Below are 23,131 nucleotides of genomic sequence, written 5' to 3' on the forward strand. Positions count from 1 at the left end.
CCCGTCCGCGCCCAGGGTACGGGCTGCGCCGGCGGCCGGCGGTGGCGGCCCGGTGGACCGTCACCGCCGGCCGCGGAGAGTGCCGCGGCGGTCGATCAGAAGTTGATCATGTGTCCGGCCAGGCCGTGCACGGCCTCCTTGACCGCCTCGCCGAGCGTCGGGTGGGCGTGCACGTTGCGCGCCACCTCGTGCACCGTCAGGTCCCACTGCTGGGCCAGCGTCAGCTCCGGCAGCAGTTCGGTGACCTCGGGGCCGATCAGGTGGGCGCCGAGCAGCTCGCCGTGCTTCTGGTCGCTGATCAGCTTGACGAAGCCGGCCGCGTCGCCGAGGCCGTGCGCCTTGCCGTTCGCGGTGAAGGGGAACTTCACCACCTTGACGTCGTAGCCCTGCTCGCGGGCCTGCGCCTCCGTCCAGCCGAAGCTGGCGATCTGCGGCTGGCAGTACGTCGCCCGCGGGATCATCACGAAGTCGAGCTCCATGGTCTCCGCGCCGGCGATGGTCTCCGCCGCGATGACGCCCATCGACTCGGCCGCGTGCGCCAGCATCAGCTTGGCCGTGACGTCGCCGATCGCGTAGATGTGCGGCACATTGGTGCGGCTGCGGCCGTCCACGGCGATCGCACCGCGCTCGGTCAGCTTCACACCCGTGCTCTCCAGGCCGTAGCCCTGGGTGCGTGGCGCGAAGCCGATCGCCTGGAGCACCTTGTCGGCCTCCAGCACCTTCTGCGCGCCGTTCTGCGTGACGGTCACCCGCACCTTGGCGTTCGGGTCGGAGTCGTCGATCGCGTCCACCCGGGTCGACGTCAGCACCTCGATGCCGAGCCGCTTGTACCGCTTCGCCAGCTCCGCCGAGACCTCCGCGTCCTCCAGCGGGACCACCCGGTCGAGGAACTCGACGATCGTCACCTTCACGCCGTAGTTGTGCAGCACGTACGCGAACTCGACGCCGATCGCGCCGGCGCCCGCGATGATGATGCTCTCCGGCAGGGTGTCGCTGAGGATCTGCTCCTCGTACGTGACGACCCGCTCGCTCAGCGAGGTGCCCGGCAGCAGCCGGGTGGAGGCGCCCGCCGCGATGATGCAGTGGTCGAAGGTCACCGTCTCGACGCCGCCCGCGGTCAGCGAGACCTGCAGGGTGTGGTCGTCGACGAAGGTGCCCCAACCGTCGAACTCGGTGATGCCGTTCTTCTTCGTCAGGTAGTGGATGCCCGCCACCCGGCCCTCCGCGACCTTGCGGCTGCGCAGGAACGCCTCGCGGTAGTCGAAGCTGACCGTGCCCTCGACCTTGATGCCGAAGGTCTTGGCCTCCTTGGTGAAGATGTGCGCCAGCTCGGCGTTGCGCAGCAGGGCCTTGGACGGGATGCAGCCGACGTTCAGGCAGACGCCGCCCCAGTACTTGGTCTCGATGACCGCCGTGCGAAGCCCGAGCTGCGCGGACCGGACCGCGGCGGTGTATCCGCCCGGGCCCGCACCCAGGACCACGACGTCGAAGTGTGAGCTCATGAGCCACACGATAGACCTCGCCGCCGCTCGGCGGGCGTACCGGTGCCGGCCGCCCGATCCGTCACCGGCCGCGCGCCGGTGGCATGCTGGGAGAGGCCGTGCGCCCCGCACGCCGGGGCACCGGGTGCGGCCGAGGGAGCAGCCGAGGGCCCGCAAGGGGGTACCCGATGAGCCCGTCCGCAAGGCTTGCCGCACTGCCGTGCGGCAGGCGCGCCAAGTGGGTGGTGCTGGCGTTCTGGCTGGTACTGCTGGTCGTCGCCTTCCCGCTGGCAGGCAAGCTCACCGACGCGGAGGACAACGAGGCCAGCAGCTGGCTGCCCGGCAACGCCGAGTCCACCCAGGTGCTGAACGAGCAGCGCGTTTTCTTTCCCGTCGACATCGCCCAGGCCGTGGTCGTCTACCAGCGCGACAGCGGCATCACCCCGGCCGACCGGGCCGAGGCGGCCGAGGACGCCGCGGCCTTCGCCGGCGCCCCGCACGTGCGCGGGCCCGTCATCGGCCCGCAGGTCTCCGCCGACGGGAAGGCCATGCAGACCGTGGTGCCGGTCGACATCGGCACCGGCGGCTGGCGCGACCTGCCGTCCGCGGTCGACAGCCTGCGCGAAACCGCCGCCGAGAACAGCAACGGCATGTCCACCCACGTCACCGGCCCGGCCGGCATCGGCGCCGACCAGTCCGAGGCCTTCGAGGGCATCGACAGCACCCTGCTGTTCGCCACCGTGACCGTGGTGATCGTGCTGCTGCTGCTCACCTACCGCAGCCCGGTGCTGTGGCTGCTGCCGCTGCTGTCGGCCGCGGCCGCCCTGTTCGTCGCCGAGGCCGTCATCTACCTGCTGGCCGCACACGCCGGCCTGACCGTCAACGCGCAGAGCGCCGGCATCCTGATCGTCCTCGTCCTGGGCGCGGGCACCGACTACGCCCTGCTGCTCACCGCCCGTTACCGGGAGGAACTGCGCAGACACGAGGACCGGCACGAGGCGATGGCCTTCGCCCTGCACCGGGCCGGTCCGGCGATCCTGGCCAGCTCGGTGACCGTGGTCGCCTCCATGCTGTGCCTGATGGTCGCCGAGATGAACTCCACCAGCGGCCTCGGCCCGGTCTGTGCGATCGGCGTCCTGGTGGCGCTGGCCGCCATGCTCACCCTGCTGCCGGCCACGCTGGTGATCGTCGGCCGCTGGGCCTTCTGGCCGGTCCGCCCCGCGTACGGCACCCCCGAACCCACCCGCACCGGCCGCTGGGCGCACATCGGCGCCTGGATCGACCGCCGCCCCCGCCAGGTGTGGATCGGCACCGCGGTGGCCCTCGCCATCTGCAGCATCGGCCTGGTCTCGCTGAACGCCACCGGCCTGAGCACCGCCGGTACCTTCACCGGCAAGCCTGACTCGGTGGTCGGCCAGCAGGTCCTCGCCGAGCACTTCCCGGGCGGCACCGGCGCCCCGCTCACCGTGATCAGCAAGGCTGCCGACGCCCAACAGGTCAGAACCGTCACCACCGCCACCGAGGGCGTCGCCGGCGCCACCCCCTACCTGGTCAAGGGCGACCAGGCGCTCTTCCAGGCCACCCTCGACGACCCGCCGGACAGCCAGGCCGCCAAGGACACCGTCGACCGCGTCCGGGCCAATGTGCACGCCCTGCCGCAGGCCGACGCCCAGGTCGGCGGCAACACCGCCGTCGTCCTCGACGCCGGGCGCGCCGCCGGGGACGACAACCGCATGATCATTCCGATCGTGCTGGCCGTCGTGCTGGCCGTCCTCGCGGTACTGCTGCGCGCCGTCGTCGCCCCGCTGGTGCTGATCGCCACCGTGGTGCTCTCGTACACCGCCGCGCTCGGCATCAGCGCCTTCGTTTTCACCCACGGCTTCCACTTCGAGGGCGAGGACAACGCCTTCCCGCTGTTCGTCTTCGTCTTCCTGGTTGCCCTGGGCATCGACTACAACATCTTCCTGATGACCCGCGTCCGGGAGGAGTCGCTGCACCGCGGCACCAGAGCCGGCGCGGTCGTCGGCCTGGCCGCCACCGGCGGCGTGATCACCTCGGCCGGCCTGATCCTCGCCGCCACCTTCGGCGTCCTCGGCACCCTGCCGATCGTGGGCTTCGCCGAAATCGGCTTCGCGGTCGCCCTCGGCGTCCTGCTGGACACCCTCGTCGTCCGCTCCGTCCTCGTCACCGCCCTCACCATGGACCTCGGCCGCCACATGTGGTGGCCCAGCCACCTCAGCCGCAGACCGGCCCCCGACGCAGCCGACAGGCCGGTGGGGGCGCGGGGAAGGACAAGCCCGTAGGGGCGCGGGGGAGGTGCCCCACGCGCCCCTGAGGGTTTGCCTGTCAGGCCAGGCTGAGGACCTCGCGGAGGGCTGCCGTCAGGACGGCCTCCGGGTCGCCCGTGGCGCCCGTCGAGCGCCAGGCCACGAAGCCGTCCGGGCGGACCAGCACGGCGCCGTCCGCACCGACGCCGTACGTGCCGGCCCAGTCGGCGCCCTCCTCGGGCTCCAACTCCAGCTCCGCACCGACCCGGTAGCCCGCCAGCGGAACCCCCAGCCGCTTCGCGGCCAGTTCGCCCGCCTCGTGCCAGGCATCGGCGGCCGGCCCGGCCAGCAGCACCGGCACCTTCTCGAACAGGTCCAGGGTGGAGATCCGCACCCCGTCCCGCCGCAGCCACACGTGCGGCGCCCGGCTGCCCGGGGAGCCGTCCGCCGCCAGCCGCTCCGGCACCGCCGGGCCGTCCGCGTCGGCACCGACCGCCGCGCCCAGCGGGTAGCGGTAACCCAGCACCACCGACAGCACGTTGCTCTGCCGCCCGCTGCCCGGCGTCACGTCGTACCCCGGGTGCTTGTGCTCCGCCGAACGCGCCGTGGCCCGGGCACTGGTCGCCTCCGCGACCGGCCGGCGCTCCCGTCCGTACGACTCCAGCAGCCCCGGGCCGGCCCAGCCGCCGAGCACCGCCGCCAGCTTCCACGCCAGGTTGTGCGCGTCCTGGATGCCGGTGTTGGAGCCGAACGCGCCCGTCGGCGACATCTCGTGGGCGGAGTCGCCGGCCAGGAACACCCGGCCCACCGAGTACCGCTCAGCGACCCGCTGCGCCGCGTGCCACGGCGCCCGGCCGGTGACCTCCACGTCCAGGTCCGGCACACCCGCGGCGGCCCGGATGGCCGCGGTGCACCGCGCGTCGGTGAACTCCTCCAGCGCCTCGCCGTTCTCCGGGTGCCACGGCGCGTGGAACACCCAGTGCTCCCGGTTGTCCACCGGCAGCAGGGCGCCCGCGCCCCGAGGGTCGGTCAGATAGCAGGCGATGAAGCGCCGTTCGCCCACCACGTCGGCCATCCCCTTCGACCGGAAGGTGATGCTGACGTTGTGGAACAGGTCGCCGGGGCCGGTCTGCCCGATCCCCAGCTGCTCACGGATCGGGCTGCGCGGCCCGTCCGCCGCGACCAGGTACTGCGCCCGGACGGTCTCCTCCTCGCCGGTCTCCCGGTTGCGGAGCACCGCCGTCACCCCGTCGGCGTCCTGCTCGAAGGAGACCATCTGGGTGCCGAAGCGGATGTCGCCGGTCATCGTGCGGGCGTGCTGGAGCAGCACCGGCTCCAGGTCGTTCTGGCTGCACAGGCACCAGCCGGTGGGGCTGAACTTCTTCAGCGCGCCGCCCGGGTCGATCTCCTTGAACAGCCATTCCTGGTCGTCGCCGGAGAGGGTGTCGGCCTGCAGGATGCCGTGGTTCTCCGCCAGCACCGAGGCGGCCTCCTTGATGGCGGACTCCACGCCCGCCACCCGGAACAGCTCCATCGTCCGCACGTTGTTGCCGCGTCCGCGAGGGTGGTGCGAGGTGGCGGCGTGCTTCTCCACCAGCAGGTGCCGCACCCCCAGCCTTCCGAGGAACAGCGAGGTGGACAGCCCCACCAGGGAGCCGCCCACGATCAGGACGGGCAGCCGGCCGTCGGCGGTTGGGTTCATCTGTGACTCCAGTCGTTCGAAGGGCCCGGCTTCCAATGTCCCTGCCGTCCGTGCGTGCCCGCGCGGCCGGTTGCGCCCATGGCCGCGCCTTTTCGCTCGGATGGGTTCCTGCCCTCGCACGATCGGTGACGGACCGCCACGATCGAGCTCAGTCCTCGTGACCGGACCATGTCCGGGCCCGCTGTCCCCGACACCGGGCCGGGCGAGCGACCGCACCGGCCGGAGCCCCGCCATGGGGGCGGCCGTCCGATCCCCCACACCCGCCGCCGGCCGCCGCTGCACCGCGGCCGCGCAGCGACCCCTTCCTTCGAGCAGACGAGTGATGATGACGACCCTCACCGAACCCCTGACCGACGCCCACCCTGCCGCGCTCGCCGTCCCGCGCCTGCGCGTCGTCCTCATGTGCGACGTCATGGACGGCGCCCAGGAGCGCTTCCTGACGGCCTATGAGCAGCTCCGCCACCAGGTCGCCGCCGTCCCCGGCCACGTCAGCGACCAGCTCTGCCAGTCCATCGAGGACCCGTCCCAGTGGCTGATCACCAGCGAGTGGGAGAGCGCCCAGCCCTTCCTCTCCTGGGTCGACAGCGAGGCGCACCGCGAGATGGTGAAGCCGCTGCACGGCTGCGTCCGCGACACCCGCTCGCTGCGCTTCAGCATCATGCGGGAGACCGCCGGCGACCACACCTACGACTTCGCCGCACCGGTCTCCGACGGCATCGTCCGACACGCCCTCACCTTCACGGTCAAGCCCGGCACCGAGAAGAAGGTCGCCGGGATCCTCTCCGGCTACACCTCGCCCAAGGCCCAGGTCGACGAGCGGACGCGGCTGCTGCGCACCTCGCTCTTCATGCAGGGCAACCGGGTCGTCCGCGCCGTCGAGGTCGCCGGCGACCTCGGTGCCGCGCTGCGCCACGTCGCCCAGCAGCCCGAGGTCCGCGCGGTCGAGGAGGCCATCAACCCGTACCTGGAGGAGGCCCGCGACCTCGGCAACCCCGAGTCCGCCCGCGCCTTCTTCATGCGGGCCGCGCTGCCCGCCGTGCACCGCGTCGCCTCCCCGGACGCACCGACCGCCCCCGTCCAGCGGTACGCGCTGCGCTACCCGGTGAAGTCCGGCTGCGGCGCCTCGGTGGTCGGCCTGCTGGCCCGTCAGGACCGCCAGGCGGTCGACGAGGGTTCGCGCCTCGTGGCGAGCACCATCTTCCACCGCGACGACGTGGTCGTCCGGGTGCTCGACTTCGCCGGCCCGGCCGACGCCGACCCCGCGGCCGCCCTCGGCATCGCGGGCCCGCGCGCCGCCGGGGTGCTCGCCCGCCTGCTGGAGCTCGAGGAGCAGCACGACCTGCGGTCCGCGGCGGGCATCGGCCGGCTGCTCGCCGACTGCACCATGCAGGCGGTCACCGACCGCTCCTCCCAGAGCGCCTGACCGGCGCCGGCGAGCCGGAAGCGGCGCCGTACGCCCCATCAACTCCCATCCCTGCAAAGCCCTCTGGAGACAGCAACCATGACCACCAAGTTCCCACGCATCGTGCACGTCGACGACGCGCCGCCGAACACCCGACGCGGCGGCGACCTGCGCGCCATGCTCACACCGACGACGGTGGGTGCCACGAGCGGCTTCATGGGGCTGGCGATCGTGCAGCCGGGCGACCGGATCGCCGAGCACTACCACCCCTACTCCGAGGAGTTCGTCCTCGTCGTCCAGGGCGAGCTGGAGGTCGACCTCGACGGCGAACCCTTCCGGCTCAGCCCCGACCACGGCCTGCTGATCCCGATGAACATGAAGCACCGGTTCCGCAACGTCGGCTCCACCGAGGCCCGCCTGGTCTTCCACCTCGGCCCGCTCGCACCGCGGCCCGAGCTCGGCCACGTCGACACCGAGGAGGCCCCGGCGCCGCCGGAACCGGCCGAGGCCGTTTCATGACCCGGCGGGTGGTGGTCACCGGGCTCGGCGTCGTCGCCCCCGGAGGGGTGGGCGTTCCCGCGTTCTGGGAGCTCCTCACCGCCGGACGCACCGCGACCCGCGGCATCGATTCCTTCCTTCCTTCCTTCTTCTTCCTTCCTTCCTTCCTTCCTTCCTTCCTTCCTTCTTCTTCTTTCTTTCTTTCTTCTTCCTTCCTTCCTTCCTTCCTCTCCTCTCCTCTGGAATGGAATGGAATGGAATGGAATGGAATGGAATGGAATGGAATGGAATGGAATGGAATGGAATGGAATGGAATGGAATGGAATGGAATGGAATGGAATGGAATGGAATGGTTCGTCCTCGTCGTCCAGGGCGAGCTGGAGGTCGACCTCGACGGCGAACCCTTCCGGCTCAGCCCCGACCACGGCCTGCTGATCCCGATGAACATGAAGCACCGGTTCCGCAACGTCGGCTCCACCGAGGCCCGCCTGGTCTTCCACCTCGGCCCGCTCGCACCGCGGCCCGAGCTCGGCCACGTCGACACCGAGGAGGCCCCGGCGCCGCCGGAACCGGCCGAGGCCGTTTCATGACCCGGCGGGTGGTGGTCACCGGGCTCGGCGTCGTCGCCCCCGGAGGGGTGGGCGTTCCCGCGTTCTGGGAGCTCCTCACCGCCGGACGCACCGCGACCCGCGGCATCACCTTCTTCGACCCGTCGGGATTCCGCTCCCGGATCGCCGGCGAGTGCGACTTCGACCCGTACGCCGCGGGCCTGGGCGCCGAGGAGGTGGCCCGCTGCGACCGGTACATCCAGTTCGCGCTGGCCGCCGCCGCGGAGGCCGTCCGCGACGCCGGGCTCGACCTCGCCGCCGAGGACCCCTGGCGGATCGGGGTGTCGCTCGGCACCGCGGTGGGTGGCACCACCCGGCTGGAGCACGACTACGTGGGCGTCAGCTCCAAGGGCGCCCGCTGGGACGTCGACCACCGCAGCGCCGAGCCGCACCTGCACCGGGCCTTCACGCCCGCCACGCTCGCCTCGGCCGTCGCCGAACAGGCCGGCGCCCACGGCCCGGTGCAGACCGTTTCCACCGGCTGCACCTCCGGGCTCGACGCCGTCGGCTACGCCCTGCAGGCCGTCGAGGACGGGCGGGTCGACGTCTGCATCGCCGGCGCCTCGGACTCGCCGATCTCCCCGATCACCGTCGCCTGCTTCGACGCGATCAAGGCGACCTCGGCGCGCAACGACGACCCGGAGCACGCCTCTAGGCCGTTCGACGCCACCAGGGACGGCTTCGTCCTCGGCGAGGGCGGCGCCGTGCTCCTGCTGGAGGAGTACGAGCACGCCCGGCGCCGCGGCGCCCGCATCATCTGCGAGATCGGCGGCTTCGCCACCTTCGGCAACGCCTACCACATGACCGGCCTCACCCAGGAAGGCCGGGAGATGTCGGAGGCGATCGACAAGGCGCTCGCCCACGCCAGGGTGAACGCCGACGACGTCGACTACGTCAACGCGCACGGCTCCGGCACCAAGCAGAACGACCGGCACGAGACGGCCGCCGTCAAGCGCTCGCTCGGCGCCCACGCGTACGGGACGCCGATGAGCTCCATCAAGTCGATGGTCGGCCACTCGCTCGGCGCCATCGGCGCCATCGAACTGGTCGCCTGCGCCCTGGCGCTGAAGCACGGCGTGGTGCCGCCCACCGCCAACTACGAGACCCCGGACCCGGAGTGCGACCTGGACTACGTGCCGAAGACCGCCCGTGAGCTGCCGCTGCGGCACGTGCTCTCGGTCGGCAGCGGCTTCGGAGGCTTCCAGTCCGCGGTCGTCCTCAGCAGAGAGGGGGCACGGACATGACCTCCGACCCGCCCGACCGGCGGACGGTGGTGACCGGCATCGGGGTGGTCGCGCCCAACGGTGTCGGCGCCGACGACTTCTGGAAGGCCACCCGCGAGGGTGCCAGTGTCATCGGCCCGATCACCCGCGAGGGCTGCGGGCAACTGCCGCTGCGCGTCGCCGGCGAGGTCCGCGGCTTCGACGCGGAGGCAGCCGTCGAGGGCCGCTACCTCGTCCAGACCGACCGGTTCACCCACTACGCCATGGCCGCCGCCGACCTCGCCCTCGAGGACGCGCGGCTGCGGCCCGACGAGAACTCGCCGTTCGCCACCGGCGTCGTCACCGCGGCCGGCTCCGGCGGCGGCGAGTTCGGCCAGCGCGAGCTGCAGAACCTGTGGGGCGACGGCCCCCGGTTCGTCGGCCCGTACCAGTCGATCGCCTGGTTCTACGCCGCCAGCACCGGCCAGATCTCCATCCGCGGCGGCTTCAAGGGGCCCTGCGCCGTGGTGGCCAGCGACGAGGCCGGCGGCCTGGACGCGCTGGCGCACGCGGCGCGCACCATAGCCAGGGGCGCCGACGCGGTCGTCGTCGGCGGCGCCGAGGCACCACTGGCGCCGTACTCGATGGTCTGCCAGCTCGGCTACCCCGAGCTCAGCCTCGACGACGACCCCGCCACCGCCTACCTCCCGTTCACCGGGCGGGCGAGCGGCTTCGTCCCCGCCGAGGGCGGTGCCATGTTCGTCCTCGAGGACGAACGGGCCGCCCGCCGCCGCGGCGCCCGCATCCGGGCCGAACTCGCCGGGCACGCCGCCACCTTCACCGGGGCGTCGCGCTGGGCCGAGTCCCGGGAGGGCCTCGCCCACGCCATCCGGGCCGCACTCGAACAGGCCCGCTGCGCCCCCGACGAGGTCGACGTGGTCTTCGCCGACGCACTGGGCGTTCCGGAGGCCGACCTCGCCGAGGCCCGGGCCATCGCCGACGTCCTGGGCGGCCACGCGGCACGGGTGCCCGTCACGGCGCCCAAGACCGGCACCGGCCGCGCCTACTGCGGCGCCCCGCTGCTGGACGCCGCCGCGGCAGTCCTGGCCATGGAGCAGGGCTTCGTCCCGCCCACGCCCAACGTCACCGAGGTGGCGTACGACCTCGACCTGGTCCGCGGCCGCGGACGCACCGCGGAGCTGCGCACCGCCCTGGTGCTCAGCCGCGGGCTGATGGGCTCCAACGCGGCCCTGGTGCTGCGCGCCGGCGCCGCCCGGCCGTCCTGACCGGCCCTTCCCCGAACACAGGAGAACCCGATGACCCACGCCCTCACCCACGACGAACTGGCCGCGCTCATCAAGGGCCGGGCCGGCATCAGCGTCGACCCGGTCGACCTGGAGCGGCCCGGCGCCACCTTCGAGGAGTTCGGCGTCGACTCCCTCGCACTGCTCGGCATCGTCGGGGAGCTCGAGAACAAGTACGCCCTGCCCATCACCCCCGGCGCGGAGATGTCCAAGACCCCGCAGGACTTCCTCGACGCCGTCAACGCCTCTGCCACGACGGGAGCCTGACACCATGCCCGGCCACACGGACAACGAGATCCTCATCAACGCCCCGATCGACCTCGTCTGGGACGTCACCAACGACCTGGAGGGCTGGCCGCAGCTGTTCAGCGAGTACGCCTCCGTCGAGGTGATCGACCGCGAGGGCCCGAAGACGACCTTCCGGCTGACCATGCACCCCGACGAGAACGGCACCGTCTGGAGCTGGGTCTCCGAGCGGGAGACCGACCGCCAGGGGCTGACCGTCAGGGCACGCCGGGTGGAGCCCGGCCCGTTCGAGTTCATGAACATCCGGTGGGAGTACTCCGAGCGGCCCGGCGGCACGCTGATGCGCTGGGTCCAGGACTTCGCGATGAAGCCCACCGCGCCGGTCGACGACCACGGCATGACCAACCACATCAACCGCAACTCGCGGATCCAGATGGAACTCATCAAGGAGAAGGTCGAACTGCGGGCGGGCGTGCGGTGAGCGGGACGTACCGCTCGCTCATCGTCGCCCGGATGCGGCCCGGCTCCGGCGACGACATCGCGGGCATCTTCGCCGACTCCGACCGCGGCGAACTGCCGCACCTGATCGGCGTCACCGGCCGCAGCCTGTTCCAGTTCGAGGACCTCTACCTGCACCTCATCGAGGCGGACCGGCCGCCCGGGCCGTCCGTCGCCCAGCACGTGAAGCACCCGGAGTTCCGCCTCGTCAGCGAGCGGCTCACCGCCCACGTCCAGGCGTACGACCCCGCGACCTGGCGGGAGCCGAAGGACGCGATGGCACGCGAGTTCTACCGCTGGGAGCGGCCCGCGGGCTGACCCGTCGAAGAGCGCCAGGGCGCCGGCCGACCACCCGTCGGACCGGCGCCCTGGCGCTGCGCCGTGCCCGGCAGCCGTGCCGGGGTGGCTGTGCCGGGCCGCTCCGGGGTCGGCAGGGGTTTGCGGCGGCTTGCGTCGGGCGCACGAGGAGGCCCGCCGGCGCTCTGCCGGCGGGCCTCGGGGCGGGGCGGGGATCAGCCCTCGACGACGCTCTCGAAGGCGTGCAGGTACGGGTTGACCGGGCGGACCTCGTCGACCCGCAGGCCGGCCTCGGACATCAGCCCGAGCATGCTCTCCCGGGTGTGCTTGGCGCCGCCGACGTTGAGCAGCAGCAGGAGGTCCATCGCGGTGGTGAACCGCATCGAGGGGCTGTCGTCGACGAGGTTCTCGACCACGACGACCCGGGCGCCCGGGCGGGCCGCGCCCACCACGTTCGCCAGGGTGCGGCGGGTGGACTCGTCGTCCCACTCCAGGATGTTCTTGATCAGGTAGAGGTCGGCCTTCACCGGGATGTCCACCCGGCAGTCGCCCGGCACCAGCCGGGCCCGGTCGGCCAGCGAGCCGCCCGGCCGCAGCCGCGGATCGGCGTCCGCGACCACCTGCGGCAGGTCCAGCAGGGTGCCGTGCAGGTGCGGGTGCTTCTCCAGCAGACCGGCCAGCGCGAGGCCCTGGCCGCCGCCGATGTCGACCACGCTGGAGACGTCGGACAGGTCGTCCAGGAACGCCACCAGGTCGGCCGCGGACTGCCGGCTGGAACTGCTCATCGCCTTGTCGAAGACCCTGGCGGACTCGCCGGCGTCGTCGTGCAGGTACTGGAAGAACTCCTTGCCGAACATCTCGGGGAAGATGTTGCGGCCGGTGCGGACGGCCTCGTCCAGGCGGGGCCAGGCCTCCCACGTCCACGGCTCGGTGCACCACAGGGCGATGTACTTCAGGCTGTTGGGGGCGTCCTCGCGCAGCATTCGCGACATGTCGGTGTGCGCGAAGCGGTCGTTGTCGGTCTCGGTGAAGATCCCGTAGCTGGCGAGGGCGCGCAGCAGCCGGCGCAGCGGCTTGGGCTCGACCTTCAGTGCGGCGGCCAGGTCGCGGACGGGGGCCGGGTCCTCGCCGAGGGCGTCGGCGACGCCGAGCGAGGCCGCGGCACGGACGGCCGCGGCGCAGGCGGCGCCGAAGACGAGCTCGCGCAGACGCATCGCCGCGGGCGGGGAGGGGGACTGGGCGCTGGCGGACATGGAACCGCCTTTCGTACGGGGGCTGGGTGCCCGGGGGAGGTGGTGGTCTGCGGTGCGGTCGTCCGACGGTCCGCCGGCCGGCGGCGGTCAGCAGTGGCCGGCGGGCTCGGAGACCCTGCAGGTGTTGCGGGACCAGGTGTTGTCCGCGCCGGTGTCGCGGTCGGCCAGGTCGGCCGGGCCGTTGTCGCTCAGCACGTTGCGGGTGACGGTGATCCGGTTGTTCGGGGTGCCCACCACGCTGGCGAACAGCACGATGCCGCCGGACATCGGCGAGTCGCCGTGGTTGCCCTCGATCTGGTTCTCCGTCACCAGGGAGTCCTCGGCGCCGGTGAAGAGGATGCCGGTGCCCTGGATGAACGCCAGCCGCGGGTTCGGCGGGCAGTACTTGTTGTTCTCGTGGATGTAGTTGCGGCGCACGGTGAGGGCGCCCGCCTTCGGCACGCCCTCGTCGCCGACCACGAAGACGCCGCCGCAGTTGCCGCTGATGTCGTTGGCGTCCACGGTCAGCGCGCGGGCGCGGCGGACGACCACGCCGATCCGGTTGCCCTCCAGGCGGTTGCCGCGGATCAGCGTGCCCTGGGTGTCGATCGCGCCGCCCTCGTGCGCGACCGAGTTGGCCAGGAAGATGCCGGCCTGGACGTTGTCGGTGGCCTCGTTGCCGGTCAGCGTGGCGCGGACCGACTTCTCCTGGCTGATGCCCTGGTTGCCGTTGTGGTGGGCGCCGACGTTGACGATCCGCAGGTGGTCGGTGTTGGAGGCGTCGATGCCGTTCTTCGGGAAGCCGGAGACGGTGAGCGAGTTGAGCCGGACGTTGTTCACCTTCTGCTCGTCCGTGCCGGCCACACAGATGCCGTGGCCGGCGGTGGCGCACGCGTTCCCGGTCTGGGCAGGGTCCGGGACGAGGACGGTCGAGTCGCCGACCCCGCGCAGGGTGAGGTCGGAGCGGTTGATCAGGACGCTCTCGTGGTACGTGCCGGCCATCAGCTGGACGGTGTCGCCGGGGGCGGCCGCGTCCACCGCCGCCTGGATCGACTGGCCGGGGTAGACGGTGTGCAGGGAGGTCGCGGCATGGGCGGGCGGGACCGCCCCCAGGCTCGCGACGAGGGCGGCGACGCCGCCCGCGAGGTAGTGGGTCCGACGCTTGGACATGGAACGGTGGCCTGCTTTCCGGGGTACGGGGGGTCGGGCGGGCCCCGGGATCGGGGCACGGATGTGGGGGTGCGGACGGCCGGGCCCGGCGTTCTCCGAGCCCGGCCGCGCGGGGGCCACGGGTGCGTGGGGGTTGCCGGGAGTGCGGGGGTTCTCGGGCGCGTGGGGGTGCGGTGGGGTGCGCGCTGCGTAGGGGCAGCACGGTGTGGGGAGGTGTGCGGGGGCACGGTGACGCAGGGAGTCTCCGCCCCACCGAAGCTAGGTCCGCCCAAGGTGGCCCGCCACTCGTGACCGTCCGACCGGTGACGTTCGCTCAGCTGACGGAGTGGTGGATGTGGTGGACCGTCATGTTTCGGAGGCGGCCTCGACCGCGCCGGAGGCGATCGCCTCGACCAGCCGCGCATGGTCGGCGGCGTTGCGGACGGCGTACTGCACCGCGAAGTCGGCGATCGCCTCCTCGAAGACCGCGCCGCTGCCGAGGTAGCCGGCGATGGCCACCCGGTCGCCGGAACGGGCGTGCGCCCGGGCCAGGGCCGTCCCGCACAGGCCGCCGTACCGGGCGAGCAGGCCCGGCGACATCGCCTCGATCTCCGCAGAGCCCTTCATGTCGCGCAGCTGCCGCCAGTAGAAGTGCCGTGCCCGGGCGTCCGGTCCGCTGGTCCATCCGAGGAAGATGTCGCTCGCCGCCTGCATCAGCTTCTGGCCGGCCACCACCCGGTGCCCGTGGTGGTCGTGCGGACCGGACGGCAGGTGCTCCTCCAGGACGGACCGCTCCGCCTCCTTCAGCTGGAGCACCAGCAGGTCCTCCTCGTCCCGCCCCTCCAGCAGCACCACGAAGCAGCGGGTGCCGACACTGCCGACCCCGACGACCTTGGCGGCGGCGTCGATGAAGTGGAAGCGGTCCAGCAGGCCGCGGCGCTCCTCCGGCAGGCTCTCCCGATAGCCGTTCAGGATGCTGTGCACGGTCTCGGCGTCCGGTGCCGGAATGCGGGTGATCAGCGGCGGCCGGGCCACGATCCGGCGGCGCCCGCCGCGGACCTCGGTCAGCTTGGCGACGGCGTGCAGACTGTCCCGGCGCCGTGCCGCGGCGATCCTGCCCTCGGCCCGGCGGCGCTCCCCGCCGCGCAGCAGGGGCAGGATCTCGGCGGTGTCGATCCGCTCGTACCAGACGGTGAGCTCGCCCAGGCCGGCCAGCCGCCGCATCGACTCGCGGTAGGCCCGGGCGGCCTCCCGGGCCGCTTCGCGCGCCTGGCCCTGCTTGGCCCCGATCGACTTGGCGGCCACCGCCAGGCTGGCGGCCAGCCGCTTCACGTCCCACTCGAAGGGGCCCGGCAGCGTCTCGTCGAAGTCGTTGAGGTCGAACAGCAGGGCCCGCTCCGGCGAGCCGAACACGCCGAAGTTCAGCAGGTGGGCGTCGCCGCAGAGCTGCACGGTCAGCCCGGTGTGCGGCTGGAGCGCGAGATCGGCCGCCATCACCACCGCCGCGCCGCGCAGGAAGGCGAACGGCGACACCGCCATCCGCCCGTACCGGAACGGGACGAGCTCGGGCAGCCGGGTCACCGCCTGCCGCCGGAGCAGCGTCACCGGGTCCGGCCGGCCCTCGGAGAAGGGCAGCAGGCCGTGGGACGAACGGGGCACCACACTGCGCACCGACCTGCCGCGCTCCGTGCGTTCGGCCGGCGTGGCGGGCTCGGTCATGGCTCCTCCGTCCGTGGGGCGCCGTTGACCGGCGTCGATCACTCCAGCGTCGGCCGAGTGCAGGCCGGGCGCAGCGGCTGGACCGCCGACCGGCGTAGGGCCTGCCCCGGCCACGATCGGATCGGCCGGAGGGCAGTCGTGTGCGGGCGGTGCGACCATCGGGGCAGGGGTGCGACCTTCGGAAGGGGCCCTGATGCATGCCCTGCGGACGGCCTCACGGCCGGCCAGGCCCGGGCGGGCGAGGCTGTTGGCAGCCCCGCTGCTGGCCCTGGTCGTGGCGGGCGGCACCGCCTGCGGCGGGTCGGGCGGCGGCGGCCCCGCCCCGGCTCCGGGAGCCGCGGTGTCCTCCCCGCCCTCGCCCGGCGATCCCTCGTCCTCCGCCTCGGCGGTGCCGAGTTCGGAGGACCTGAGGAGCGCGCTGCTCAGCGTCGAGGACCTCGGCCCGGCGTTCGTCGAGTCGCTCCCGGCGAGCGGGGCCGGGGACTCGGCCACGAGCGGCTGCCCGCTGGTGACCGCCATCCTCAACGGGCAGGGCGCGCCCCGGCCAGGGGCCGTCCACGAGCAGGCCGAGTTCACCACGTTCGAGTCCAGCCCGTACGTCGGGGAGTCCCTGCTCGCCGAGGAGCAGCAGGCCCTGGCGGACGACCACGGCCGGGTGAGCGAGGCGCTCCGGAACTGCCACGAGCTGACCCTCGAGAGCGGCGCCACCGCGGTCACCTTCACCCTGACGCCGGTGCGCTTCGGCGGCATCGGCGCCACGGCCGTGCGGATGGACGGCGCCCTCGACGGCATCCTGCTCAACGGCTACCTCGCCGTCGAACGGATCGGCCCCGCCGTCCTCACCTTCTGGTACTTCCAGGCGGGCAACATCTCCTCCGAGCTGGCCTCCGCCGTCTACCGGGCGGCCGCGGACAAGGCGGCCCAGGTGCTGGTGGCCGGCACCGACGGGGCCTCCGCCGCCTCCGCCGGGGTCTGACGGCGGGACCGGAGGATGCAGAAAAGCAGAGATGCGGGCCGGGATGATCCGACCCGCATCTCTGCGTCTGTGTCCGAGGGGGGACTTGAACCCCCACGCCCGATAAAGGGCACTAGCACCTCAAGCTAGCGCGTCTGCCATTCCGCCACCCGGACCGGGTGTCGTCTCCGCGGCTCTGCGCCGCGTTGACGTGCTCAACTGTAGCAAAGATCCGCTTCCGGTCCCAAAACCGCTCCCGCGGGGTGCCGACGGGCTTCGATCCGTGGGCGGATGGCCTTGGGGCGCAGCGGATGCTGGGGGAGGATGGCGGGACGGTGCCCGCGGTGCCCCGGCGTGGGGTCGGGGCGGCGGCCAGGTGCGTCGCGCGGGCCGGAGACGAGGAGTGGCCGTGAGTGAGGCGAGAGCGGAGCGGGCGGAAGCCGCGAAGGTGACGGCCGAGTCGGAGGTCGCCGACATCTGCCGCGACCTGATCCGGATCGACACCAGCAACTACGGGGACGGCTCCGGGCCGGGCGAGCGGAAGGCGGCCGAGTACGTCGCCGAGATGCTCGCCGAGTTCGGCGTCGAGCCGAAGATCTACGAGTCGGCCAAGGGGCGGGCCTCGACCGTCGTCCGGATCGAGGGCGAGGACCGTTCGCGGCCCGGCCTGCTCATCCACGGCCACCTCGACGTGGTGCCGGCCAACGCGGCGGACTGGACGTACGACCCGTTCTCCGGGGAGATCGCGGACGGCTGCGTCTGGGGCCGCGGCGCGGTCGACATGAAGGACATGGACGCGATGACGCTCGCCGTCGTCCGCGACCGGCTGCGCACCGGCCGCAAGCCCCCGCGCGACCTGGTGCTGGCCTTCGTCGCCGACGAGGAGGCCGGCGGCACCTACGGTGCCCGCCACCTGGTCGACAGGCACCCCGACCTCTTCGAGGGCGTCACCGAGGGCATCGGCGAGGTCGGCGGCTTCTCCTTCACCGTCAACGACCAGGTGCGCCTCTACCTGGTGGAGACGGCGGAGAAGGGCATGCACTGGATGCGCCTGACCGTCGAGGGCCGGGCCGGGCACGGCTCGATGGAGAACGACGACAACGCCATCACCGAGCTCTGCGAGGCGGTCGCCCGCCTGGGCCGGCACACCTTCCCGCTGCGGATCACCAAGACCGTCCGCGCCTTCCTGGACGAGCTCTCCGACGCCCTCGGCGTGAAGCTCGACCCGGAGAACATGGACGAGACGCTGCGGGTGCTCGGCGGCATCGCCAAGATGATCGGCACCACGCTGCGCAACACCGCGCAGCCGACCATGCTCGGTGCCGGCTACAAGGTCAACGTCATCCCCGGCCAGGCCACCGCGCACGTGGACGGGCGCTTCCTGCCCGGCTACGAGGAGGAGTTCCTGGCCGAGCTGGACTCGGTGCTCGGCCCGCGCGTGAAGCGCGAGACGCTGCACTCGGACAAGGCGATCGAGACCGGCTTCGACGGCGACCTGGTCGAGGCGATGCAGTCGGCGCTGCGCGCCGAGGACCCGATCGCCCGGGCGGTGCCGTACTGCCTGTCCGGCGGCACCGACGCGAAGTCCTTCCAGGACCTCGGCATCCGGTGCTTCGGCTTCGCCCCGCTGCAGCTGCCGCCGGACCTGGACTTCGCCGGCATGTTCCACGGCGTGGACGAGCGGGTGCCGGTCGACGGCCTGAAGTTCGGCGTGCGGGTGCTGGACCGCTTCCTCGACGCCTGCTGACGCGCTCGCGCCTGCCCCCGGCGGCCCGTTCCGGAACTGCTCCGGGGCGGGCCGTCCGCATGGTACGAGGGAATGATTTGGGACACCCTCGGAAGGCCTTGAAGAAACGATTCCTCTCGCTTTTCCGGTACCGATTGCCTGTTCGGATCATCACCGTTGCGAGTGAATGCGGAATTCCCTCCGTACCCCGTTTGCAGCAGTCTCGTTCACTCCTGTGTGCAGCCCGGGGGAACGGGCTGCGGAATCGACCAGGAGGACCCATGAAGGTCAAGAAGATCGCCGCCGTCGCCGCCGCCACGGGTGGGCTGGTGCTCGCCGGCGCCGGTGCCGCGTCGGCCCACGGCGCCGGTGCGCAGGGCGTCGCGGCGGGCTCCCCGGGCGTGCTCTCCGGCAACCTGATCCAGGTGCCGGTGCACGTTCCGGTCAACGTCTGCGGCAACACCATCAGCGTGATCGGCCTGCTCAACCCGGCGTTCGGCAACAGCTGCGCCAACTTCTGAGCGGGCCCGGGCGCTGATCCCGGTCTTCCGACGCGTGCCCCCGGGCGGCGGGACTCCCGCCCGGGGGCACGTTCGTGTCCGGACCGCAAGGGGCTCCCGCGTGGCGCTCACTCGATCGGATGAAGGCGCTGCGTCCGGCTCAACCTTTGGCCGTTCGGCTCGTTGTGCGGTGTACGGGCGAGGCCCTCGTCAGGAATTCCGACTATCAGACGAATCAGGGGAGTTAATGCGACAGGTCGCAAAGAGGGGCATCCTCACCGCCGTCGCCACCGGCAGTGTTCTGGCCTCCACCGCAGGCTATGCGTACGCCGCCGGAAGCGAGGCCCAGGGCGTCGCGGCGAACTCTCCCGGCGTCGGCTCCGGGAACACCGTGCAGGCCCCGGTGGACATCCCCGTGAACGCCTGCGGCAACACGGTCAATGTGATCGGGCTGCTCAACCCCGCCTACGGCAACCAGTGCGGCAACGTCTCCGCCGGCCACGGCGGGTCCGGCTCCAACGGCTCGGGCACGGGCGGCTCGGGCACGGGCGGCTCCGGCACCGGCGGCAGCCACGCCGGCGGCTCCTCGGCGAGCGGCGGCAGTCACAACTCGCCGGGCGTCGCCTCCGGCAACACCGTGAGCGTCCCGGTGAGCGCGCCGGTCAACGCCTGCGGCAACACCGTCGACGTGGTCGGCATCGGCAACCCCGCGTACGGCAACTCCTGCGGCAACACGCACGTCCACGAGACCCCGCCGCCGCCCACCCGGCCGGACGAGGAGTGCGCCTGCACCGAGACGCCCCCGCCCACCCCGCCCAAGACCCCCGAGACGCCGTCCAACGGCACCCCCCGCTCCGGCGAGGGCACGCCGCCCGCGGTCACCACCCAGGTGGCCACGCCCGACCACCTGGCCTCCACCGGCGCCTCCGGGCTGGAGTTGCTGGCCCCCGCGGGCCTCGCGCTGCTGCTCGGCGGCGGCGTGCTCTACCGCCGCTCCCGCGCCGGCGCCCGCTGATCGTCGCGCGGGCCGCGGCGGGCCCGGCCGGCCCCTGCTGCGCCTGTGGCCGCCCCGGTTCGTTCCGGGGCGGCCGCAGGCGCTCTCATGCGCGGGCCCGCCGGGCCGCTCCGCTCACCAGCTGCGCACCTGGCGGATGATCCGGCGGCGGAGCCGGACCGTCCGGCTGCCGTCCGGGAACAGCCGCAGGCGGTCCAGCTCCCAGTGGCCGTACTCGGCGTGCTCGGTGAGCAGCTGCCGCGCCGCATTGCGGCTCGTGCCGCGCGGGAGGCGCAGCGACTGGTACTCGTACTCGGGCTGCCGGACCAGCTTCGGTGGGGTCAAGTTCTCCTCCTGCGTCCGTGCGACACGCCTGCACGCAAGCCTACGGCCTGGCGCCGACGGCGAGCCCCGGCCTGCAGGGCGGCCGCCGCGCCGCGGCCGCGTCCGGCGCCGCCGCCGGGCTGACTCGCGATCAGTTCCGCTGTCCGGGACGAATACCCCCGTGCCGGGCGGTCGATGCCGGGGTGGCCCGTTCTGCCCGGCGCGGCCGCCCGTACGCGCCCTCCCCGTCGGCCGCCGCGGGCCGTCGGGAGGGGGCATATGCATACGGATCGGACATCAGGGGGGAAGTTGTCGTGAATTCGCGGGCGTAGGTGACAACCCCGATGCATGTGGTCACCGGGGCGGGATAGCGTCTGCACCATGTCTGATGCCGCGCAGCTCACCATCAACGAGGTACGGGCCGCCGCCGAGGCGGTCAAGGCCGCGATCGACCGGCACCTTGAGGCCGTGGCCGGCACCACCGAGGAGGGCGATCCGGCCGTGGTCGCCGCGTACGAGGACCTGGCGGCGGCGGCGATCACCTACGACCAACTGCTTTACGAGGTCTTCGACGAGGTCACGCCCTTCGAGGTGCCGGGGGACGGCGGCGAGGGCGGCTACCAGGGGCCCGAGCAGCCCGAGGCGATCAGCGTGCTGATCCGCCGCGACTACCTGGTCGCGGACCCGAAGCGGCTGCGCGTCCAGGCCGAGCGGGTGGACGCCTCGCTGACCCCGGGCGGCGGGGCTGGCGGGGCCGTGAATGCGGCGATCGGTGTGCTGTTCGGCGAGTACGAGCCGGACGAGATCGCGGCGCGCTGCGAGGAGTTCGGGCTGGAGGAGGGCGACTCCACGGTGTGGGTGTCGGCCGTCGAGCCGTCCGAGCCCGGCGAGTGGCTGCCGGAGCCGTTCGACGCTGCCGATCCGCAGATGCTGATCTGCCGCTTCGACATCAGCGAGGTCTACGACGAGGACCCGGACGCCTTCGAACCGGAGGCGTGAGCGCAGACCCGGAAGCGTGAGCACAGGAGGGGCGGGGCCGTCGGCCCCCCCCCTCCTGCGTGTGCGGAAGCCGCTCAGTACTCCTGGCTGGCCTGCTCCGCCAGGATGGCCCGCAGGCGGGTGGTGCGCGGTGCGGCGGGCCGCTCGGCGACCGCCTGGGCGAGCGCGGGGCCGGCCGCGTGCACCACGGACAGGTGCTGCTCGGCCCGGCCGAAGGCGGTGTACACCCACTGGCGGGTGAGGCCCGCCACGGCGTCCCCGGGCACCACGGCGACCACGCCGGGCCAGCGCCGGCCGACGGCCTGGTGCGCGGTCAGCGCCCAGCCGTGCCGCAGCCGGGCGGTCTGTGCGGGGGAGAGGGTGAGCCGTGTGCCGTCCGAGAGCTCGACGTGCAGACCGGCGGAGTCGCCGTCGACCACCCGGCCGGGCAGCGTGGTGCCCGGGGCGGGCGACCAGGCGACGCGGTCGCCCGGGTCGAAGCCGCCGAAGGCGCCGGGGCCCGGGTTCAGCCGGGCCTTGGCCGCCGCGTTCAGGGCCCGGGTGCCGGCGCCGCCGCCGTGGCCGGGGGTGAGCAGCACGACCTGCTCGGCGGGGATGCCGAGCGCCCGCGGGATGGAGTCGCCGAGCAGCTGGACGGCCCGGTGGACGGCCTCGCCGGCGTCCTGCACGGCCAGCACGACCACCTCCTTCTCCGGAGCGTCGACCGGCTGCAGCTCGCCGACGGAGATGCCGGAGACCAGCTCGCCGATCGGCCCCGGGTCGGGGGTGCGGGAGGCGACCGCCGGGCAGGCCTTGGCGGCCAGCAGGTCGGCGAGGAACCGCCCGGGCCTGGCGGACCACAGCTGGGCCGGGTCGCCGCTGAGCACCAGGCGGGTGCCGTCGGCGAGCGCCTCCAGCAGGGTGGCGGCGAACTCGGCGTCGAGCAGCTGGGCGTCCGGGACGACCAGCAGGTCGAGGGCGAGCGTGCCGTCCTCGGTGCGGCCGGGGCCCGCCGTGCCGAGCAGGTCGGCCAGGGTGGCGACCCGGTCGGCGGCGGGGGAGCCGGCGAGCAGGGCGGAGAGCACGCCGCGGCCGTGGTCCGTCCAGGTGCCGGCCCAGGCCCGCAGGCCGAGGCCGTCGGCGGCGCGCAGCAGGGCGGCGAGCTCGGTGCGGGAGGCCTCGCCGCCGGTGTGCGCGACCAGGGCGTTGTCGGCCGCGGCGCGGATCAGCGCGGTGGCGGAGGAGGAGGGTGCGGCCTCGGCGGCGGCCTCCCAGGCGGCGGGGCCGGGGGCCGGCCGGTGCTCGCCGGGTCCGGCTCCGGTCTCGGTGTCTTCGTCCGCCCCGGCCTCCGGGCCGGTGTCCTCGGCGTCGGTGCCGGGGACGATGGTGGACTGCAGCCGGACCAGGCCCTCGCCGAGGCTCTCCTCGGCCAGCGCCAGGCGCTCCAGGGCCAGCATGGTGCGGGTGGGCGGCTCCTCCTCGCTGCTGCCGTGGTGACCGGGCAGCTCCTCCTGGAAGGCCATCACCCGGCCGACCACCACGACCTCCTGCAGGGCGGCGGCCGGGTCGGGCAGGCCGAGCCGCTCGAGGCCGGTGACGATCTCGCCGATCTCCTGGGCGGAGTGCCCGCGCAGGGCGGCCTGCTCCAGCAGCCAGGGCACCAGGGCGGCGGCCCGGCGCGGGTCGCCAGGACCGGCCTCGGCGCCCAGCAGCCCGCGGGCGAAGCCGTCCGCCTGCTCGGGGCGGACACCGGGCAGGACGAGGACGGCCCACGGGTCCTGGCGCAGCTCCCCGGCCGCGCCCTCGCCGAGTGCTGCCACTGCGGGTGCGGCGAGGTCGGCGGGGGCGCCGCCGGCCGTCAGTACCTCGGCGGCGGCCGCGAGTGCGGCGGCGTGCTGCTCGTCCGTGCGCGGCCCGGCCGGGGCGGCGGCCTCGGCGGCGGGCCCCGACGACGCCCCCGCCGCGCGGATCGCCTCGGCGAGCGCGGCGACCGCCTCGGCCTGCCGGTCCGGGGCGGGGTGCTCCGCTTGCGTCATCGATGTCTCCTCA

The 23,131-nt window shown here is 73.3% G+C and carries 20 protein-coding genes, 1 tRNA gene and 2 pseudogenes; 15 read left to right on the plus strand and 8 right to left on the minus strand.

Features of this window, described 5'->3' with window-relative positions:
• Positions 1-95: 95 nt before the first annotated feature.
• Positions 96-1,502: a dihydrolipoyl dehydrogenase gene (gene lpdA / locus ACQ614_RS29355; RefSeq protein WP_431681855.1), complete on the minus strand. Its 1,407-nt coding sequence runs from the start codon at positions 1,500-1,502 to the stop codon at positions 96-98.
• A gap of 167 nt (positions 1,503-1,669) precedes the next feature.
• Between lpdA and ACQ614_RS29360 the strand changes: the two genes are divergently transcribed.
• On the plus strand, positions 1,670-3,784 hold the full coding sequence (locus ACQ614_RS29360; RefSeq protein ID WP_431681856.1) for an MMPL family transporter: 2,115 nt from the start codon (positions 1,670-1,672) through the stop codon (positions 3,782-3,784).
• A 43-nt stretch (positions 3,785-3,827) separates the two neighbouring features.
• Here ACQ614_RS29360 and ACQ614_RS29365 read toward each other — a convergent pair whose 3' ends face one another.
• Complete coding sequence (locus tag ACQ614_RS29365) at positions 3,828-5,450, minus strand: FAD-dependent oxidoreductase (RefSeq protein WP_431681857.1); 1,623 nt, start codon at positions 5,448-5,450, stop codon at positions 3,828-3,830.
• A 325-nt stretch (positions 5,451-5,775) separates the two neighbouring features.
• On the opposite strand from ACQ614_RS29365, the gene ACQ614_RS29370 reads away from it, so the two are divergent.
• From ACQ614_RS29370 to ACQ614_RS29410, 9 genes and pseudogenes are all read left to right on the plus strand, one after another.
• On the plus strand, positions 5,776-6,873 hold the full coding sequence (locus tag ACQ614_RS29370; protein WP_431684057.1) for a SchA/CurD-like domain-containing protein: 1,098 nt from the start codon (positions 5,776-5,778) through the stop codon (positions 6,871-6,873).
• Between the two features lie 78 nt (positions 6,874-6,951).
• On the plus strand, positions 6,952-7,371 hold the full coding sequence (locus ACQ614_RS29375; RefSeq protein ID WP_363489150.1) for a cupin domain-containing protein: 420 nt from the start codon (positions 6,952-6,954) through the stop codon (positions 7,369-7,371).
• Positions 7,368-7,469: pseudogene (locus tag ACQ614_RS29380) on the plus strand (beta-ketoacyl synthase N-terminal-like domain-containing protein); the annotation flags it as partial. The gene ACQ614_RS29375 and the pseudogene ACQ614_RS29380, both read left to right, overlap by 4 nt.
• Before the next feature lie 228 nt (positions 7,470-7,697).
• A pseudogene (locus tag ACQ614_RS29385) lies at positions 7,698-7,940 on the plus strand (cupin domain-containing protein); the annotation flags it as partial.
• Positions 7,937-9,202, plus strand: a complete 1,266-nt coding sequence (locus tag ACQ614_RS29390) for a beta-ketoacyl-[acyl-carrier-protein] synthase family protein (RefSeq protein ID WP_431681859.1) — start codon at positions 7,937-7,939, stop codon at positions 9,200-9,202. The pseudogene ACQ614_RS29385 and the gene ACQ614_RS29390, both read left to right, overlap by 4 nt.
• Complete coding sequence (locus ACQ614_RS29395) at positions 9,199-10,446, plus strand: beta-ketoacyl synthase N-terminal-like domain-containing protein (RefSeq protein ID WP_431681860.1); 1,248 nt, start codon at positions 9,199-9,201, stop codon at positions 10,444-10,446. Before ACQ614_RS29390 ends, ACQ614_RS29395 begins: the two co-directional genes overlap by 4 nt.
• Before the next feature lie 30 nt (positions 10,447-10,476).
• Positions 10,477-10,731 (plus strand): acyl carrier protein, encoded by a 255-nt coding sequence (locus ACQ614_RS29400; protein WP_431681862.1) that lies wholly within the window; start codon positions 10,477-10,479, stop codon positions 10,729-10,731.
• A gap of 4 nt (positions 10,732-10,735) precedes the next feature.
• Positions 10,736-11,191 (plus strand): SRPBCC family protein, encoded by a 456-nt coding sequence (locus tag ACQ614_RS29405; RefSeq protein ID WP_363489158.1) that lies wholly within the window; start codon positions 10,736-10,738, stop codon positions 11,189-11,191.
• Complete coding sequence (locus tag ACQ614_RS29410; protein ID WP_363489160.1) at positions 11,188-11,526, plus strand: TcmI family type II polyketide cyclase; 339 nt, start codon at positions 11,188-11,190, stop codon at positions 11,524-11,526. The genes ACQ614_RS29405 and ACQ614_RS29410 overlap by 4 nt, the downstream gene beginning before the upstream one ends.
• 194 nt (positions 11,527-11,720) lie before the next feature.
• Here ACQ614_RS29410 and ACQ614_RS29415 read toward each other — a convergent pair whose 3' ends face one another.
• From ACQ614_RS29415 to ACQ614_RS29425, 3 genes are all read right to left on the minus strand, one after another.
• Complete coding sequence (locus ACQ614_RS29415) at positions 11,721-12,758, minus strand: methyltransferase (RefSeq protein WP_431681864.1); 1,038 nt, start codon at positions 12,756-12,758, stop codon at positions 11,721-11,723.
• An 87-nt stretch (positions 12,759-12,845) separates the two neighbouring features.
• Complete coding sequence (locus ACQ614_RS29420; RefSeq protein ID WP_431681865.1) at positions 12,846-13,907, minus strand: right-handed parallel beta-helix repeat-containing protein; 1,062 nt, start codon at positions 13,905-13,907, stop codon at positions 12,846-12,848.
• A 345-nt stretch (positions 13,908-14,252) separates the two neighbouring features.
• Positions 14,253-15,605 carry a DUF2252 domain-containing protein gene (locus ACQ614_RS29425; protein ID WP_431681867.1) on the minus strand — a complete coding sequence of 451 codons (1,353 nt, stop codon included), beginning with the start codon at positions 15,603-15,605 and terminating at the stop codon, positions 14,253-14,255.
• Between the two features lie 247 nt (positions 15,606-15,852).
• On the opposite strand from ACQ614_RS29425, the gene ACQ614_RS29430 reads away from it, so the two are divergent.
• Positions 15,853-16,581 carry a hypothetical protein gene (locus tag ACQ614_RS29430; RefSeq protein WP_431681868.1) on the plus strand — a complete coding sequence of 243 codons (729 nt, stop codon included), beginning with the start codon at positions 15,853-15,855 and terminating at the stop codon, positions 16,579-16,581.
• Positions 16,582-16,651: 70 nt separating this feature from the next.
• Here ACQ614_RS29430 and ACQ614_RS29435 read toward each other — a convergent pair.
• Positions 16,652-16,736: transfer RNA gene (locus ACQ614_RS29435), tRNA-Leu, on the minus strand.
• 233 nt (positions 16,737-16,969) lie between these two features.
• Here ACQ614_RS29435 and ACQ614_RS29440 point away from each other — a divergent pair.
• The 3 genes from ACQ614_RS29440 to ACQ614_RS29450 all read left to right on the plus strand — a co-directional run bounded on the left by ACQ614_RS29440 (position 16,970) and on the right by ACQ614_RS29450 (position 19,801).
• Complete coding sequence (locus ACQ614_RS29440; RefSeq protein ID WP_363501568.1) at positions 16,970-18,307, plus strand: M20/M25/M40 family metallo-hydrolase; 1,338 nt, start codon at positions 16,970-16,972, stop codon at positions 18,305-18,307.
• A 260-nt stretch (positions 18,308-18,567) separates the two neighbouring features.
• A complete protein-coding gene (locus ACQ614_RS29445) occupies positions 18,568-18,807 on the plus strand; it encodes a chaplin (RefSeq protein WP_431681870.1) in 240 nt (79 codons plus the stop codon).
• A 226-nt stretch (positions 18,808-19,033) separates the two neighbouring features.
• Positions 19,034-19,801, plus strand: coding sequence for a chaplin (locus ACQ614_RS29450; RefSeq protein ID WP_431681871.1), 768 nt, complete (start codon positions 19,034-19,036; stop codon positions 19,799-19,801).
• Between the two features lie 114 nt (positions 19,802-19,915).
• Here ACQ614_RS29450 and ACQ614_RS29455 read toward each other — a convergent pair whose 3' ends face one another.
• A complete protein-coding gene (locus tag ACQ614_RS29455; protein WP_363501579.1) occupies positions 19,916-20,110 on the minus strand; it encodes a DUF5703 family protein in 195 nt (64 codons plus the stop codon).
• 375 nt (positions 20,111-20,485) lie between these two features.
• Between ACQ614_RS29455 and ACQ614_RS29460 the strand changes: the two genes are divergently transcribed.
• On the plus strand, positions 20,486-21,103 hold the full coding sequence (locus ACQ614_RS29460) for a hypothetical protein (protein WP_431681873.1): 618 nt from the start codon (positions 20,486-20,488) through the stop codon (positions 21,101-21,103).
• Positions 21,104-21,177: 74 nt separating this feature from the next.
• Here the strand turns inward: ACQ614_RS29460 and ACQ614_RS29465 are convergent, their stop codons facing one another.
• Positions 21,178-23,118: an ATP-binding domain-containing protein gene (locus ACQ614_RS29465; protein WP_431681874.1), complete on the minus strand. Its 1,941-nt coding sequence runs from the start codon at positions 23,116-23,118 to the stop codon at positions 21,178-21,180.
• Positions 23,119-23,131: the final 13 nt, after the last annotated feature.

The sequence above is a fragment of the Kitasatospora dryopteridis genome (assembly GCF_050749075.1).
In the GTDB taxonomy this organism is placed as follows: domain Bacteria; phylum Actinomycetota; class Actinomycetes; order Streptomycetales; family Streptomycetaceae; genus Kitasatospora.